The organism is Dickeya undicola, assembly GCF_000784735.1.
GTDB lineage: Bacteria > Pseudomonadota > Gammaproteobacteria > Enterobacterales > Enterobacteriaceae > Dickeya > Dickeya undicola.
The window spans coordinates 1-14,856 of the sequence record NZ_JSYG01000022.1 but is presented as its reverse complement, the minus strand read 5'-3'; the positions used below and the strand labels follow the sequence as shown (position 1 = coordinate 14,856).

15 protein-coding genes and 1 tRNA gene are annotated in these 14,856 nt (G+C 52.5%); 10 read left to right on the top strand and 6 right to left on the bottom strand.

Features of this window, described 5'->3' with window-relative positions:
• Window positions 1-116: 116 nt before the first annotated feature.
• Both OB87_RS11125 and OB87_RS11120 read right to left on the bottom strand, forming a co-directional pair.
• Window positions 117-1,181 carry an ABC transporter ATP-binding protein gene (locus OB87_RS11125; protein WP_033569513.1) on the bottom strand — a complete coding sequence of 355 codons (1,065 nt, stop codon included), beginning with the start codon at window positions 1,179-1,181 and terminating at the stop codon, window positions 117-119.
• Between the two features lie 7 nt (window positions 1,182-1,188).
• Window positions 1,189-2,796 (bottom strand): ABC transporter permease, encoded by a 1,608-nt coding sequence (locus OB87_RS11120; RefSeq protein WP_033569512.1) that lies wholly within the window; start codon window positions 2,794-2,796, stop codon window positions 1,189-1,191.
• Between the two features lie 237 nt (window positions 2,797-3,033).
• On the opposite strand from OB87_RS11120, the gene OB87_RS11115 reads away from it, so the two are divergent.
• The 7 genes from OB87_RS11115 (at window position 3,034) to nrdF (ending at window position 9,207) form a co-directional block, all read left to right on the top strand.
• Window positions 3,034-3,381, top strand: coding sequence for a YacC family pilotin-like protein (locus tag OB87_RS11115; RefSeq protein WP_033569511.1), 348 nt, complete (start codon window positions 3,034-3,036; stop codon window positions 3,379-3,381).
• Between the two features lie 108 nt (window positions 3,382-3,489).
• Window positions 3,490-4,353 carry a polyamine aminopropyltransferase gene (speE, locus tag OB87_RS11110; protein WP_033569510.1) on the top strand — a complete coding sequence of 288 codons (864 nt, stop codon included), beginning with the start codon at window positions 3,490-3,492 and terminating at the stop codon, window positions 4,351-4,353.
• A 29-nt stretch (window positions 4,354-4,382) separates the two neighbouring features.
• Window positions 4,383-5,177 carry an adenosylmethionine decarboxylase gene (gene speD / locus OB87_RS11105; protein WP_033569509.1) on the top strand — a complete coding sequence of 265 codons (795 nt, stop codon included), beginning with the start codon at window positions 4,383-4,385 and terminating at the stop codon, window positions 5,175-5,177.
• Between the two features lie 250 nt (window positions 5,178-5,427).
• Window positions 5,428-5,661: a glutaredoxin-like protein NrdH gene (gene nrdH / locus OB87_RS11100; RefSeq protein ID WP_033569659.1), complete on the top strand. Its 234-nt coding sequence runs from the start codon at window positions 5,428-5,430 to the stop codon at window positions 5,659-5,661.
• A 10-nt stretch (window positions 5,662-5,671) separates the two neighbouring features.
• Complete coding sequence (nrdI, locus tag OB87_RS11095; protein WP_033569658.1) at window positions 5,672-6,079, top strand: class Ib ribonucleoside-diphosphate reductase assembly flavoprotein NrdI; 408 nt, start codon at window positions 5,672-5,674, stop codon at window positions 6,077-6,079.
• Complete coding sequence (nrdE, locus tag OB87_RS11090) at window positions 6,058-8,205, top strand: class 1b ribonucleoside-diphosphate reductase subunit alpha (RefSeq protein ID WP_033569508.1); 2,148 nt, start codon at window positions 6,058-6,060, stop codon at window positions 8,203-8,205. Before nrdI ends, nrdE begins: the two co-directional genes overlap by 22 nt.
• 39 nt (window positions 8,206-8,244) lie before the next feature.
• Window positions 8,245-9,207 (top strand): class 1b ribonucleoside-diphosphate reductase subunit beta, encoded by a 963-nt coding sequence (gene nrdF, locus OB87_RS11085; RefSeq protein WP_033569507.1) that lies wholly within the window; start codon window positions 8,245-8,247, stop codon window positions 9,205-9,207.
• 52 nt (window positions 9,208-9,259) lie between these two features.
• Here the strand turns inward: nrdF and OB87_RS11080 are convergent.
• Both OB87_RS11080 and dnaQ read right to left on the bottom strand, forming a co-directional pair.
• Window positions 9,260-9,336, bottom strand: a tRNA-Asp gene (locus OB87_RS11080).
• Between the two features lie 130 nt (window positions 9,337-9,466).
• Window positions 9,467-10,201, bottom strand: a complete 735-nt coding sequence (gene dnaQ, locus OB87_RS11075; RefSeq protein ID WP_033569506.1) for a DNA polymerase III subunit epsilon — start codon at window positions 10,199-10,201, stop codon at window positions 9,467-9,469.
• On the opposite strand from dnaQ, the gene rnhA reads away from it, so the two are divergent.
• Window positions 10,155-10,721: a ribonuclease HI gene (gene rnhA, locus OB87_RS11070; RefSeq protein ID WP_161783615.1), complete on the top strand. Its 567-nt coding sequence runs from the start codon at window positions 10,155-10,157 to the stop codon at window positions 10,719-10,721. The genes dnaQ and rnhA overlap by 47 nt on opposite strands.
• A 32-nt stretch (window positions 10,722-10,753) precedes the next feature.
• Here the strand turns inward: rnhA and OB87_RS11065 are convergent, their stop codons facing one another.
• Complete coding sequence (locus OB87_RS11065; RefSeq protein WP_033569504.1) at window positions 10,754-11,476, bottom strand: class I SAM-dependent methyltransferase; 723 nt, start codon at window positions 11,474-11,476, stop codon at window positions 10,754-10,756.
• A 46-nt stretch (window positions 11,477-11,522) separates the two neighbouring features.
• On the opposite strand from OB87_RS11065, the gene gloB reads away from it, so the two are divergent.
• A complete protein-coding gene (gloB, locus tag OB87_RS11060; protein ID WP_033569503.1) occupies window positions 11,523-12,278 on the top strand; it encodes a hydroxyacylglutathione hydrolase in 756 nt (251 codons plus the stop codon).
• Window positions 12,279-12,348: 70 nt separating this feature from the next.
• Window positions 12,349-13,749, top strand: a complete 1,401-nt coding sequence (mltD, locus tag OB87_RS11055) for a murein transglycosylase D (protein WP_033569502.1) — start codon at window positions 12,349-12,351, stop codon at window positions 13,747-13,749.
• 56 nt (window positions 13,750-13,805) lie between these two features.
• Here mltD and OB87_RS11050 read toward each other — a convergent pair whose 3' ends face one another.
• Window positions 13,806-14,597 (bottom strand): endonuclease/exonuclease/phosphatase family protein, encoded by a 792-nt coding sequence (locus tag OB87_RS11050; protein WP_072025461.1) that lies wholly within the window; start codon window positions 14,595-14,597, stop codon window positions 13,806-13,808.
• Window positions 14,598-14,856 lie beyond the last annotated feature (259 nt).

Genomic DNA, 14,856 nt, shown 5'->3' with positions numbered 1-14,856 from the left:
GCACCGAAACATTGATAACCGTATCGGTCGCCCGGAGAAAGAAGCAAAACGGTGAGCGCCTGTGTTGAACAAGGTTGTTAGCAGGCACTCAATGGACGAGGCGGGCCTGACGCCCGCTACTCCTGCGAACCAATCGCCGTTTCAGGCGGAAACAGGACCGGTTGATCGGTACGAATACTGAGCCGGACCGGCTGCCCCGTCTCAAACCAGTTGCCACTTTGCACCTGAAGTTCCAGCTCATTAACCCGGACGCGGTAGAAATTGCTGGTTCCCATAAACAACCGATCTTCGATTACGCCGGAGCCTTCTTCATCCAGCGCCAGCGCAATCTCCTGCGGACGAACCAGCCAGTCATAATGTGCGCCATGCGGCAGTTTCAGCGCTCTCGTCGCCTGATGCTCGCCGAGAAAACTCTGCCATTGACGATCACCACTGATCTTCACCGGCAAATAGTTAGTGTTACCCATAAAACTTGCCACGTAACGGTTGGCGGGTCGGTAATAAAGATCGGCGGAAAAACCCTGCTGCACAATGCCACCATCATGGATCAGGATCAGATGATCGGCGAAAGCGAAAGCGTCCTCCCGATCGGAGGTCGCAAACAGTGTAGCGATCTGTCGCTGCCGCAGAATCTGGCGCAGCTCGCTGATTAAACGATAGCGGATTTGGCTGTCAACAGAGGAGAAAGGCTCATCCAGCAGCAACAGCTTAGGCTGACACGCCAGCGCACGAGCCAGCGCCGCCCGCTGATTCTGCTCTCGGGACAGTTCGTGAGGATAACACCGGGTAAAGGTTTCCAGTTGCATTACGCCGACGGCATCCATCGCCAGAGTGCTGATCTCTTCCGACGACCTGCCGCGCAACCCGAAGGTGATATTCTCCATAACGGTCAAATGGGGAAATAACACATCATCCTGAAACACCATCCCCACCACACGTGGCAATGGCTCCGCGCCCTGCACCGAAGAGGCCGCCTTCTGACCCGCGATGACGATTTTGCCTTGCTCCTGCGGCAGCAGACCCGCTATCGATTTCAGCAATGTGGTTTTACCATCACCGCTGGCCCCAAGCAGGCACACCATTTCGCCTTCATGCACCGAAAAACTCACATTTTCCAGCACGGAAAGTTGCGGATAGCGGCAACTAAGCGAGGCTATCGTTAGTATCTCCGGGGTTGCCATAACGTACCTATCCTTCCATTCTCATCAATCGGGTTATCCCAAACAGAGGGATCATCCCCACACCCACCAGCATCAGCGCGGGGGTCGCTACCAGCGCCAGCCGTTCATCCATCATAAAGCGGAACACATACGTCGCCATGGTTTCGACTTCAAACGGCTGCAACAGCAGCGATGCATTCAGCTCACGCAGGCTTTCGGTAAACACCAGCAATACACCAATAATAATGCAGTGACGCAACTGGGGCAGATAGACCCACAGCACTTGCAGCGCGGGCGTATAGCCAAGCGACTGGCTGACATGCGTCATAGACCCCGACAAGCGGGACATACGGATTTGCAACCGATCAATCAGCAGACCGCTAAAACGCATACAGTAAGCCAGAATCAGCACCAATACCGAGCCTGCCCAGGGGTCATCCACTATGCCGCTAGCCGTAGCACGCCAGGCATCCAGCCCCATGAACGGCACCAGCAAGCCCATTCCCAATGCTGTCGAAGGTAACAGACGGTTGATATTCAGCCAGCGCAACGGGTTGCGGTAAGCCGGATTGCCGATGGCTCGGAAATCAAACGTGCACACAACCGCCAGTCCAATAACCAGCAACATGGCGCAAGAGGCCGCCATAAAACTACTGGTAAACGCCAGTAGAAACGGCAAGCTCCAGATCGGCGCTTCAGACACTATCGCCCACCCCACCAATCGGCCAACCGGCACCACAAATGCAATCACGACTAGCGCACTGCCAAACAGCAGCGTCAGAAAACGCGGCCACCCACGCAGCACCGGTAAACTGTTTCGGCTCTCCCCACTGCTTTTCTGGTAGCGTAACTGACGGGCGCGGCTGCGACGCGCCTGAAACCATATCAGGAACACCAGCGGCAGCAGTAATGACATCAATAATGCGGCCGCACCGTGCTGCGCCTTGTCGCGCCACAGGTCCAGGCCCGCCGTGGTAATCGTCTGCACAGAGAAGTAAGCGGAAATACCATAATCGCCAAGCGCTTCCGATGCCATCAGCACCATACCCAGCGCGACCGCCGGGCGAGCCATAGGAAACACCACACGCCAGAACACCTGAGCACGGGTCTGGTCCATCAACCGGGCGGCCTGTTGCAGACCAACCGGTTGCGACATCAACGCCGTTCGAACCAGCAGATAAACATACGGGAACAGCACCAACGCCAGGCACAAGCTGGCGCACGCGACCATCAACACCTGTTGCCAGAATGTCTGGGGCACAATGTCCGTATCAAATGACAGCGCATAGAGTGTTTGCTTAACCGGCCCTTCGTACCCCAACGCATCACCATAGACCGCCGCCAGCAGGTAGCCGGGCATCGCCAGCGGCAACAACAACGCCCGATGCAGCCACACCTGGCCGGTGAAACGGTAGCGCGACATCAGCCAGGCCAGCGGCAACGCAAACAGCAGGCTAAACAGTACACAGCCCGCCACCAACATCAGCGAGTTCGTTCCATAAACGGGCAGAGCACGCCATAACGCCGACACCGTATCGCCGGGAGCCGACAACGCCATCCCAACCATGGTCACCAGCGGGAATAGAAGTATTCCTGCCAACAGCAGACTACTGATGCGCCAGATACCTGAAGTCATGAGAAATCGTGAGATAAAGTTAAACTGCACTATTAATATCAAAGCCAGACGCTGACGTCATGGTATCAATAGCTGATAAATAGCAGGTAATTGCCCCATTGAATATCTCCCCCCTGTTTGCCTGGCCCGATGCCGATCACCACGAATTACCGATATCACGCTGATCTTAATAAAACTTGAAATCCGGACCGGTAACTGTGATAACGTCAGCTGATGAAAGATGAAACAGGTTGAATTATGAAACATTCTGCGCTGGTGCTGCTCCTGCTCTCGCTATTGGGCTTCTCCTCCGCCAGTAAGGCACTAAATGATTTCGAGGCTGAAGACCTCGCCGATCTGACCGCCATTTTTGTTTATCTGAAAAACAACTGTGGTTACAAAGATCTTCCCAACGAGCAAATCCGCCGGGCGCTGGTGGTCTTTGCCCAGCAAAATCGCTGGGATTTAAGCAACTACAACCAGTTTGATATGATCGCCCTTGGCGAAGCCAGTTATCGTGACCTGAGCGGCATCGCTATCCCTACCCCGAAGAAATGTCAGAATCTGGCACGAAATTCGCTCAGTTTACTCGCCAATACCCAGTAAAGCGTAAAATCCTCCGCATTGCATGAAATTTGACCGTGCAAGCACCATGAGAGTTAGCTATCATAGCGCGCCAATTTTCATGGCTGTTATCGCGGAGGAAGCCCTAACATGTCCCGGAAAGAAACTTGGCATGAAACCCTACATGCCAATTTTGGTCAGTATTTTTCAATAGACCAAGTGCTCTATCATGAAAAAACCGACCATCAGGATCTGATCATCTTCGAAAACGCTGCGCTGGGCCGGGTTATGGCGTTGGATGGCGTAGTGCAAACCACCGAACGTGACGAGTTCATCTACCACGAAATGATGACCCACGTTCCGCTGTTAGCCCACGGTAACGCAAAACGCGTGCTGATTATCGGCGGCGGTGACGGCGGTATGCTGCGCGAAGTCTGTCGCCACCGTAATCTGGAACAGATCACCATGGTGGAAATCGATGCTGGTGTAGTGGCGTTCTGCCGTCAGTATCTGCCCAACCATAGTGCTGGCGCTTACGATGACCCGCGCTTTCGTCTGGTGATTGATGATGGCGTTAACTTCGTCAATGTCTGTCAGGAAAAATTCGATATCATCATTTCCGACTGCACCGATCCTATTGGCCCCGGTGAAAGTCTGTTTACCTCGGATTTTTATCAGGGATGCGCACGTTGCCTGAACGACGGGGGGATCTTTGTAGCGCAGAACGGGGTCTGCTTCCTGCAGCAGGATGAAGCGGTCAACAGCCATCAGAAACTCAGCCGCTATTTCAGCGACGTCAGTTTTTATCAGACCGCCATTCCAACTTACTACGGCGGAATCATGACCTTTGCCTGGGCCAGCAATAACCCGGCATTACGTGCTATCGAACAAAATCACCTGCAGCAGCGGTTCGACGCCGCAGGAATCGAATGCCGTTATTACAATCCGGCCATTCATACCGGCAGTTTTGCCCTGCCGCAATATTTACTGAATGCCCTGTCAGCCGCTCGCTGACCACGGCATCCATAAGGGGGTGAATTAAATTGCAAAAGCTGAAACTACATGGCTTTAACAATCTGACCAAGAGCCTGAGTTTTTGTATCTACGATATCTGTTACGCCAAAACGCCTGCCGACCGCGATGGCTATATCGCGTACATTGATGAGCAGTACAATGCGAACCGTCTGACAGAAATCCTGAGTGAAACCTGTTCCATCATTGGCGCGAATATTTTAAATATTGCCCGTCAGGATTATGAACCGCAGGGTGCCAGCGTCACCATTCTGGTCAGCGAGGAACCGATGGACCCACGCGACGTGGATACCTCCGAACATCCTGGCCCGCTGCCGAACTCCGTTGTTGCGCATCTCGACAAAAGCCATATCTGCGTGCACACCTATCCAGAAAGCCACCCTGGTGGCGGCTTGTGCACTTTCCGGGCTGACATCGAAGTGTCTACCTGTGGTGTTATTTCACCGCTCAAAGCACTCAACTATCTGATTCATCAGCTGGAATCGGACATTGTGACCATAGATTACCGTGTGCGCGGTTTTACCCGCGATATCAACGGTGTTAAGCATTTTATCGACCACAAAATCAATTCGATTCAAAACTTCATGTCCGACGACATGAAATCGCTCTATCACCTGATGGACGTAAACGTTTACCAGGAAAACATTTTTCACACCAAAATGCTGCTGAAGGATTTCGACCTGAAGCACTACCTGTTTAACGTCAGTCCGCAAGAACTGAGTCTGGAAGAGCGCAAACGTATTACCGATTTACTGTATCGCGAGATGCAGGAAATCTATTACGGCAGAAACATCGCGACCGTTTGACCATTCACCTGAGGGTGCTCGCCCTCAGGTTTCCTCCGCTGTTCGATTCCTTCCCTCGGTTTAATTCGCCCAAACATCCATATATTGTGTGGTTGATATTTCAAAACACAATATCTAGTATTCATTGCAGCACAGGGAGCACCGCTCACCCGTATCCATTGCTCCATGGATTGAACTATGCAGTGAAAACTGGCTCCCCCAAAGAGCGCTCAGGATCTCTCATTTTTGACCATAAAGGCAAATGCGAATCATGATTATTAGTGTTTATAGCAAGACAGACTGCCCCCAATGCGACGCCACCTGCCGCACGCTGGATAACTATGGCGTGACCTATCGCAAGATCGATATCTCCAGCGATGAGCAAGCGCGGGAACATGTACTGGCGCTCGGCTACCGTCAGGTGCCAGTGGTGGAAACCGACGAAGTACACTGGTGTGGTTTCCGCCCCGATAAACTCCGCTCGTTGCGCGCCGTCACCGCCTGAGACAACGATGATGAATCCGATCATCTATTTCTCCAGCCAGTCGGAAAACACGCATCGATTCGTCTGCCGTCTGGGGTTGCCGACCATCCGAATACCACTGTTGGCCGATGCGCCAATGCCGGATATCGCCAGCCCCTACATTCTGGTGGTGCCCAGCTACGGCGGCGGCAGTACACAAGGCGCCGTGCCCCGCCAGGTCATCCACTTTCTAAATCAATCATCACGCCGTGCCTTACTGCGCGGCGTCATCGCCGCCGGGAACCGTAACTTTGGCAGCGCCTACGCTATCGCCGGTGACATTATTGCGACCAAATGTCAGGTTCCTTGCCTGTACCGCTTTGAGCTGTCTGGCACCCTGGAAGATGTAGACAACGTACGCAGAGGAGTGACTCAATTTTGGCTACAACAGAATTCCTGACCGAAGCGCCCTCCAGCCAGCTGGATTACCATGCGCTCAACGCCATGCTGAACCTCTATGACGCCGATGGCTGCATTCAGTTTGAACAGGATCAGCAGGCGATTCAGGCCTATTTTCGCGATCACGTACTGCCATGCACCCGCCGCTTCCCATCTCTGGAAGAGAAACTGCGCTGGTTGCAACAGGAAGGGTATTACGAACCCCAGGTGTTGACGCGCTACCAGCCTGATTTTATCGCTACCCTGTTCCAGCGCGCGGCCGAACATCAACACCAGTTCCAAAGCTTCCTGGGTGCCTTCAAGTTTTACACCAGCTATGCGCTGAAGACCTTCGACGGTAGCCAGTATCTGGAAAACTATGACGATCGGGTCTGCATGGTCGCGCTGACGTTGGCGCAGGGCGACGCCCAACTGGCGCAACACCTGCTGGATGAAATGATGAGTGGTCGTTTCCAGCCTGCTACGCCGACCTTCCTCAATGGCGGCAAACAGCAGCGCGGCGAGCTGGTGTCCTGCTTTCTGCTGCGTATTGAAGACAACATGGAGTCCATCGGCCGGGCGGTCAATTCCGCGTTACAACTCTCCAAACGCGGCGGCGGTGTAGCCTTTATGCTGACTAACATCCGTGAAACCGGCGCGCCGATAAAGCGCATCGAAAACCAATCATCCGGCATCATCCCCATCATGAAAATGCTGGAGGACGCCTTTTCCTACGCCAATCAGCTCGGTGCCCGGCAAGGTGCCGGCGCGGTTTATCTGCACGCCCATCATCCGGATATCCTGCGTTTTCTTGATACTCGCCGGGAGAACGCCGACGAAAAGATTCGCATCAAAACCCTGTCGCTGGGGGTGGTTATTCCGGATATTACCTTGCAACTGGCCCGCGCTAACCAGGACATGCACCTGTTCTCACCTTATGACGTTGAGCGGGTGTATGACATGCCGCTGTCGGAAATCAGCGTCAGCGAAAAGTACGACGAACTGGTCAGCCATCCAGGGATTCGTAAGTGGACCATCAACGCCCGGCAGCTCTTTCAAACGCTGGCCGAGATCCAGTTTGAATCCGGCTATCCCTACCTGATGTTCGAAGATACCGTGAACCGCCACAACCCGGTGGCCGGGCGCATCACCATGAGCAACCTATGTTCGGAGATTCTACAAGTCAGCCGCGCCAGCGAGTATCAGGAAGATTTGAATTATCGACAGGTCGGGAAGGACATTTCCTGTAATCTCGGGTCGCTCAATATTGCGCGGGTGATGGATGGTGGCAACCTGGCCCATTCAGTGGAAATGGCGGTACGGGCGCTGACAGCCGTGTCCAACATGAGCCATATCGGCGCGGTGCCGTCGATCGCTAACGGCAATACTGAGTCTCACGCTATCGGGCTGGGGCAGATGAACCTGCACGGCTATCTGGCACGTGAAGGGCTATTTTACGGTTCTGAAGAAGCGCTGGATTTTACCAACATCTATTTTTATGCCGTGACGTATCACGCCTTGCGCTCCTCCAGCCTGCTGGCACAAGAGCATAACCAAACCTTCACTGGTTTCGCCGATTCACAGTACGCCAGCGGCGCGTATTTTGATCGCTATCTGTCGCAGGAGTGGCAACCGGCCACGACACGTGTGCGTGACCTGTTCGCTTGCGCCGGAATTACACTTCCCTCACGGGAAGACTGGCTGGCGCTGAAAGCACAGATAATGCGCCACGGGCTCTACAATCAAAATCTACAGGCGGTGCCACCTACCGGCTCGATTTCCTATATCAATCACGCCACGGCAAGCATCCACCCGATTGTGTCACGCATCGAAATCCGTAAGGAAGGCAAGCTGGGACGGGTCTACTACCCGGCACCGTACATGACTAACGACAACCAGCACTTTTATCAGGATGCCTATGAAATCGGCCCTGAGAAAATCATCGACACCTATGCTGTGGCAACCCGACACGTCGATCAGGGGCTGTCGCTGACGCTATTTTTCCCCGATACCGCAACGACTCGCGATATTAACAAAGCGCAGATCTACGCCTGGAAAAAAGGCATCAAGACCCTGTACTACATTCGCGTACGCCAAAAAGCGCTGGAAGGCACCGAGATTCAGGGCTGTGTGTCCTGCTCGCTCTAATACACGCTGCTGCACCACATGAACAACGGAGATAACTGCATGAATCCGCTTTCGCCCCTGAAGGCCATTAACTGGAATCGCCCGCAGGATGACAAGGACCTGGAAGTCTGGAACCGGCTAACCACCAATTTCTGGCTTCCAGAGAAAATCGCGCTATCCAACGATATGCCGTCCTGGGCGCAATTGAACGACATCGAACGTCAACTCACGCTGCGCGTGTTTACCGGCCTGACGCTGCTGGATACATTGCAGAATACCCAAGGCGCACCAGCACTGATGGCCGATGCGCTAACGCCGCATGAGGAGGCCGTGCTCTCCAACATCGGGTTTATGGAAGCGGTCCACGCCCGCTCTTACAGCGCGATCTTTTCCACCCTGTGCCTGACCAGTGAAGTGGACGACGCCTATAGCTGGAGCGAACGCAACCAGCCGTTGCAAAACAAGGCGACGCTGATTCTCTCGCATTATAAGCATGACGACCCGCTGAAAAAGAAAATCGCCAGCGTCTTTCTGGAGTCATTCCTGTTTTACTCCGGCTTTTATCTGCCGATGTACTGGGCCAGCCGCGGCCGACTGACCAATACCGCCGACCTGATTCGCCTCATCATCCGCGACGAAGCCGTGCACGGGTATTACATCGGCTACAAATACCAGCAGGGGCTAAAACGTGTGGGTACGCAGCAACAACGTGATTTGCAGGCCTTCGCCTACGACTTGCTGCAAGACTTGTACGACAATGAAGTGGATTACACCCACGAACTGTATGACGGCGTCGGCTGGAGCGATGATGTCGTGAAGTTTCTGCACTATAACGCCAACAAAGCGCTGATGAACCTGGGCTATGAAGCGCTATTTCCCGCCAGCATGACCGACGTCAATCCGGCTATTCTGGCCGCCCTGTCGCCGGGTGCGGAGGAAAATCATGATTTCTTCTCCGGGGCAGGCTCATCTTATGTGATCGGTAAAGCGGTGGAAACCGAAGACGAAGACTGGGCATTCTAAGGCACAGAAACGAAGAAGCCCTGAATCAAATGATTCAGGGCTTCAGAATGATTGGCGGTGCGGACGGGACTCGAACCCGCGACCCCCGGCGTGACAGGCCGGTATTCTAACCGACTGAACTACCGCACCGCGCTGTGCTCAGTGAGCGAGGTGAATACTACGGGGAGCCATCGGTTGCGTCAATGCTTTTTATCACTAACTGCTTCTGTTTGCTTACATTTTCAGCGCAGCATCGCCTTTATGATCAACAGCCATAAACTCAGTTACGCCACAGGCAACTGCCGCCTTTTTTCATAATCAAATCCAGACGTTGCTCATGTGCCACCAGCTCTTCGTCACTGGCATACAAGACCGCCAGAGCCGACGCGGGGCGAGAAATCCGCTGGATGGTTTCCGCTTGCGCCGCCTGCTGCTGGGTATCACCCTCCATCGAAAAAGCCAACGACGTTTGACCGCCAGTCATCGCCAGATAAACTTCGGCCAGAATTTCAGCATCGAGTAACGCGCCGTGCAGCGTACGCTTGCTGTTATCTATCTGGTAACGATCGCACAACGCATCCAGGTTATTGCGCTTGCCGGGAAATAACCGGCGCGCCATCAGCAGGCTGTCAGTGATGGTGCAGAACGTCTCGGTTTTCGGGATATCGCGCTTCAGTAAGCGAAATTCATAGTCCATAAAGCCGATATCGAACGTCGCGTTATGGATCACCAGTTCAGCGCCGCGGATGAAATCGAGAAAATCATCAACGACATCGCCATAAGTCGGCTTATCCGCCAGAAATTCATCACTGATGCCATGAACGTTATAGGCTTCCGGGTCCACCAGCCGGTCCGGTTTGAGGTAGACATGGAAGTGACGTCCGGTCAAACGACGGTTCACCACCTCGACCGCACCGATCTCAATAATCTTGTGCCCTTCATAGTGAACCCCCAGTTTATTCATACCGGTGGTTTCAGTATCAAGAACGATTTGTCGTGTAATTACAGTGCTCATCAGTTTCGTTTATGTCAGACTTATACTTTTGACCATGAATAAGAGTCTACCAGAGATGCTAAAACAGGTAGAGATTTTCACCGACGGATCCTGTCTCGGCAATCCCGGCCCTGGCGGGTACGGGGCGCTGCTGCGTTACAAGCAACACGAAAAACCCCTCAGCGCAGGCTACCGGCTCACCACCAATAACCGGATGGAATTGATGGCAGCAATCGCTGCGCTGGAAACCCTGACCACACCCTGTGAGGTGACCATCACCACCGACAGCCAGTACGTCCGCCAGGGCATTACCAGTTGGATCCATAACTGGAAAAAGCGTGGCTGGAAAACTGCGGAGAAAAAACCGGTGAAAAACGTCGACCTATGGCAACGGCTGGATCAGGCTATTCAGCGCCATACCTTGCACTGGCAATGGGTGAAAGGCCATGCTGGTCACCCGGAAAACGAACGCTGTGATGAACTGGCCCGTCAGGCTGCCAGCGCCCCCACCCTGGATGACACAGGCTATCAGCCGGAGTAGCCCCACCGTAACTACCCCGCCCCTGCGGGTGATCAATCGGGCCGATAACGATAGCTTTTCGTCGCCCCTACCGGGCGATTCAACGGTGATTTCCTCAGCAGGGTCTTGGACGGCGTCATCGTCAGCGGAATCGTGCGTTTGCGCGCGATAATCAGGTTCAGACATCCCAGCAGCGGCAGCGTATTGTTCCACTTGCCCTGGCCTGGTTGGCGCCAGGGAAGCACCTGCAAACTGTTATGATGCACAATCTCGTAATTCAGCAAGCTCAGCCAATCCATTACTCGCATCTGGCTAAACATCCGGCTGCAATACGGCTGGCGTCGACGCATACCAGGCACCAAACGCCCCAGCCCAATCAGGCTCACCGGATTGAACCCACTGATGATGACCCAGCCATCATTAATCAAGATTCGGTCCACCTCACGTACAACCCGATGAGGATCAGCGGAATAAGCCAGAACGTGGGTCAGCAGGCAGGCATCTACCGATTTCTCGACAAACGGAAGCTGATAAGGATCAGCCATAACATGTGCCGTCTGCGGTTCCCGACTGACGTTGACCTGATGTGGAATCGTACACGTTTGGCTGTCAATCGCCGTACTCAACCGCCCGATTTTCAGCAGATGAAATCCAAATATTCGACTCCACCAGGGGGCTAGCGCCGTATTGAGTGTATGAAGATAGTACTCTCCCCAGGGAATCGCCTCCCAACTTTCAGGCGCTACGATCTTCTGGGATGTTTGTGCTGGCTTCATGTTTTAGTATCTTCCGCAGGCTAATCGCAAAAAATGAGGATGCAGCATGAATCTTATCAGTGTACCGGCCTTCAAAGACAACTACATCTGGCTACTGGCCAACGATGAAAAACAATGCGTGATTGTGGACCCGGGCGAAGCCGCCCCTGTGTTACAGACGTTGGATAATCACCAACTCTTCCCAGCCGCCATTCTGTTGACCCATCACCACAATGATCACACTGGCGGCGTTCGACAACTGATGGAACACTACCCTGGGATACAAATTTACGGCCCGCAGGAAACCAAACAGCATGGTGTGACACATACAGTACAGGAAGGCGATGTCATTACTGTGGCTGGCTCGGAATTTTCTATTTTTTTCGTGCCTGGGCACACTGCAGGGCATATCGCGTATCATAGCCATCCATATCTATTCTGTGGCGATACATTATTTTCTGCTGGGTGCGGTCGCATTTTCGAAGGTACAGCACAACAAATGTTCGAATCGTTGATCAAGTTGGCTGATTTACCCGATGAAACCCAAGTATGTTGTGCACACGAGTACACATTATCCAATCTGGAGTTTGCACACCACGTTTGGCCAGAAGATGCAGATATCCATGATTATCTACTTAAAATCAGGCGATTACGTGAAAAAGGAGAATCATCCATCCCTTCTTTATTGGGGCTGGAACGAAGAATAAATATTTTTTTACGTTACCATGACATTGATTTGCAAAGAAAATTGTCCATTAATACGGACCACAAGGGTGATTGGCAGATTTTTGCGCACTTACGCGCCATGAAAGACCGATTCTGACGGTTTTTGTTGTACTGAATTGCCAATCAAAGTATCATTGTTTGTCTTTTAAGCAACTATTGACACAGATATGAAGACTAAAGCGATCTTTATCGCCTCAGTCGTGCTAACCGGTTGCCAGGTGCCACCTAATGACACCTCCCAACCCAGACAGCATGCACAGAGTCTGTCTTCGGCAGGTCAAAGTGAAGCAGGAAAGTACACAGATGGTCGAGAGACCGGTGCGCGGTGGCTAGATGATGACAGCATCGCGCAACAAGATCTGTGGAACTTCATTGGCGACGAGCTGAAGATGGAGGTTCCGGAAAATACCCGGATCCGCGAGCAAAAACAGCGTTACTTAAAAAATAAGAGCTATCTCCACGATGTAACATTACGGGCAGAGCCGTACATGTACTGGATAGTCGGGCAGATTAAAGAACGTAAGATGCCGATGGAACTGGTACTGCTACCCATAGTGGAGAGCGCTTTTAACCCAAATGCCAAATCATCATCCAACGCCGTAGGGCTTTGGCAGATCGTTCCTGGCACCGGGCGTAATTATGGGTTGAAACATACTCAATGGTATGATGGGCGTCGTGATGTTGTCGCATCCACGACCGCTGCATTGGATATGATGCAGCGCCTGAACCGCATGTTTGACGGCGATTGGTTACTAACCGTAGCTGCTTACAACGCAGGTGAAGGGCGAATCATGCAAGCGGTGAAAGCGAATAAAGCGAAAGGCCGTCCAACTAATTACTGGGCGCTGGCGTTGCCGTATGAAACGTCAACCTATGTGCCCAAGATGTTGGCGCTGAGCGATATTCTCAAGCACAGCAAAAAATATGGAGTTGAACTGCCCAAACCCAATGAAAATCGTGCGTTGGCGCGAGTAGATTTGGGTCAGCAGATGGAGTTGACGCAAGCAGCTGAACTGGCGGGATTATCTGTCACCAAGCTGAAGAGCTACAACTCGGGTTACACACGTGATGTCACTGCGCCAAACGGGCCGCATTACATTATGGTGCCCAAGTCTCATGTGGGACAATTGAAAGACTCGCTAGCAGACGGTGACATTGCCGCTATCCAACCGGCTAAAACCGCTCAACCGGCAGTCACGACTCGCTCTGTAGGGTACAAAGTTCGCGCTGGTGATACATTATCAAGCATCGCCAAGCGAATGAATGTCCGTACACAGGATCTGCAAAACTGGAATCGCCTCAAGGGCAGCACTCTGAAGGTGGGCCAGACATTGCAGGTTGCCAAAGCAACGGTGCCAGTGACGGCCGGTGTCGTAGCAAGCAACAATAAGTCGAACTCGATTGTTTATCAGGTTCGTAAAGGGGATTCGCTGGCAAGCATTGCCAAACGCCATGGCGTTAACATTGCTGATGTCATGCGCTGGAATACGGTCATCAAAGATGCCAACCTCCAGCCAGGCGATAGGTTGACACTTTATGTCACTGACAAGCAATCACCAGACTCCTGATACCGCTAAGTAAAAAACCGCCATTTATGGCGGTTTTTTTATTGAAGCCGCAGGATTCAGGAAACATCGAATTCTACCAGTAAGGGGTTATGGTCGGATGCATCGGTCACCAACACCGACGAATTTGCCACTCCCAGTTCGCGATAAAAGACGAAATCCAACGGACGACCAAATGCACGACGCCGTTGATCGTCAGAAAAACTCACCTCGCCAAGCCCCATTCGATGGGCAAACCGATAAAGCGCACTCACTCTGGGCTGGCTCCAGGCATTAAAATCACCCGCCATTACTACAGGTCCTTTATGGCGCATCAACTGTTCACCAATAGTTTCCAGTTGCTTTGTATAAGCCTCGACCCCAAGACTGAAATTGACAGCATGAATATTCACCACCATCAATAAACGTGCATCGCTCAGCGAATACACAGTGATCAATGCTGATTTAGCCAGCCGAATCAACGGCTCTCTTTCTCGCAACGGAAAACAATACATAGGCTGTGCGGAGGATAGTGTCATCACCCCAGAAGGATGGGAGGGAAGAACGAAAGCGGGTACTTGTTCGGCAGAAAGATAGTGCGTAGTAGCAAAACGAATCAGTTCAGGACTTGATTGTGCCTCCTGCAACAGCATCAATTGGGTATTATCGCTAAAACCTTTCAAAACCGAGAGCCAATTTGTACGCTGCTGTTTGAAAATATTCCACACCATCACCCGCAAGCGATCCTCCGTCGGCACTAGAGGGCCCGAAGATACCGGCTGCTGTTTTAAATAATGCATGGTTGCAGGCGGAAAGATACGTTCAACAGGCTGTCCGGCAACGTACCTCATGGCATAGGTTTTCTTACGCACATTGCTCCTGCTTATCACTAATGAACTGTTAGTTGTTATAGGATTTTTATCTTCGAGTTTCAATGGCTATAACTCGTCAGATGAAAATTTCGCTATCAGGGTGGAATAGCATGTAATGAGGCAGATGATGACTTTAAAAAAATCGATTACATGGCACAAATGATCGCCTGACCCAACCAGGGATGATATTCGGAGATAATAGCAAAAAGCCCCGAGCTTATGCTCAGGGCTTTTATATGTTGGCGGTGCGGACGGGACT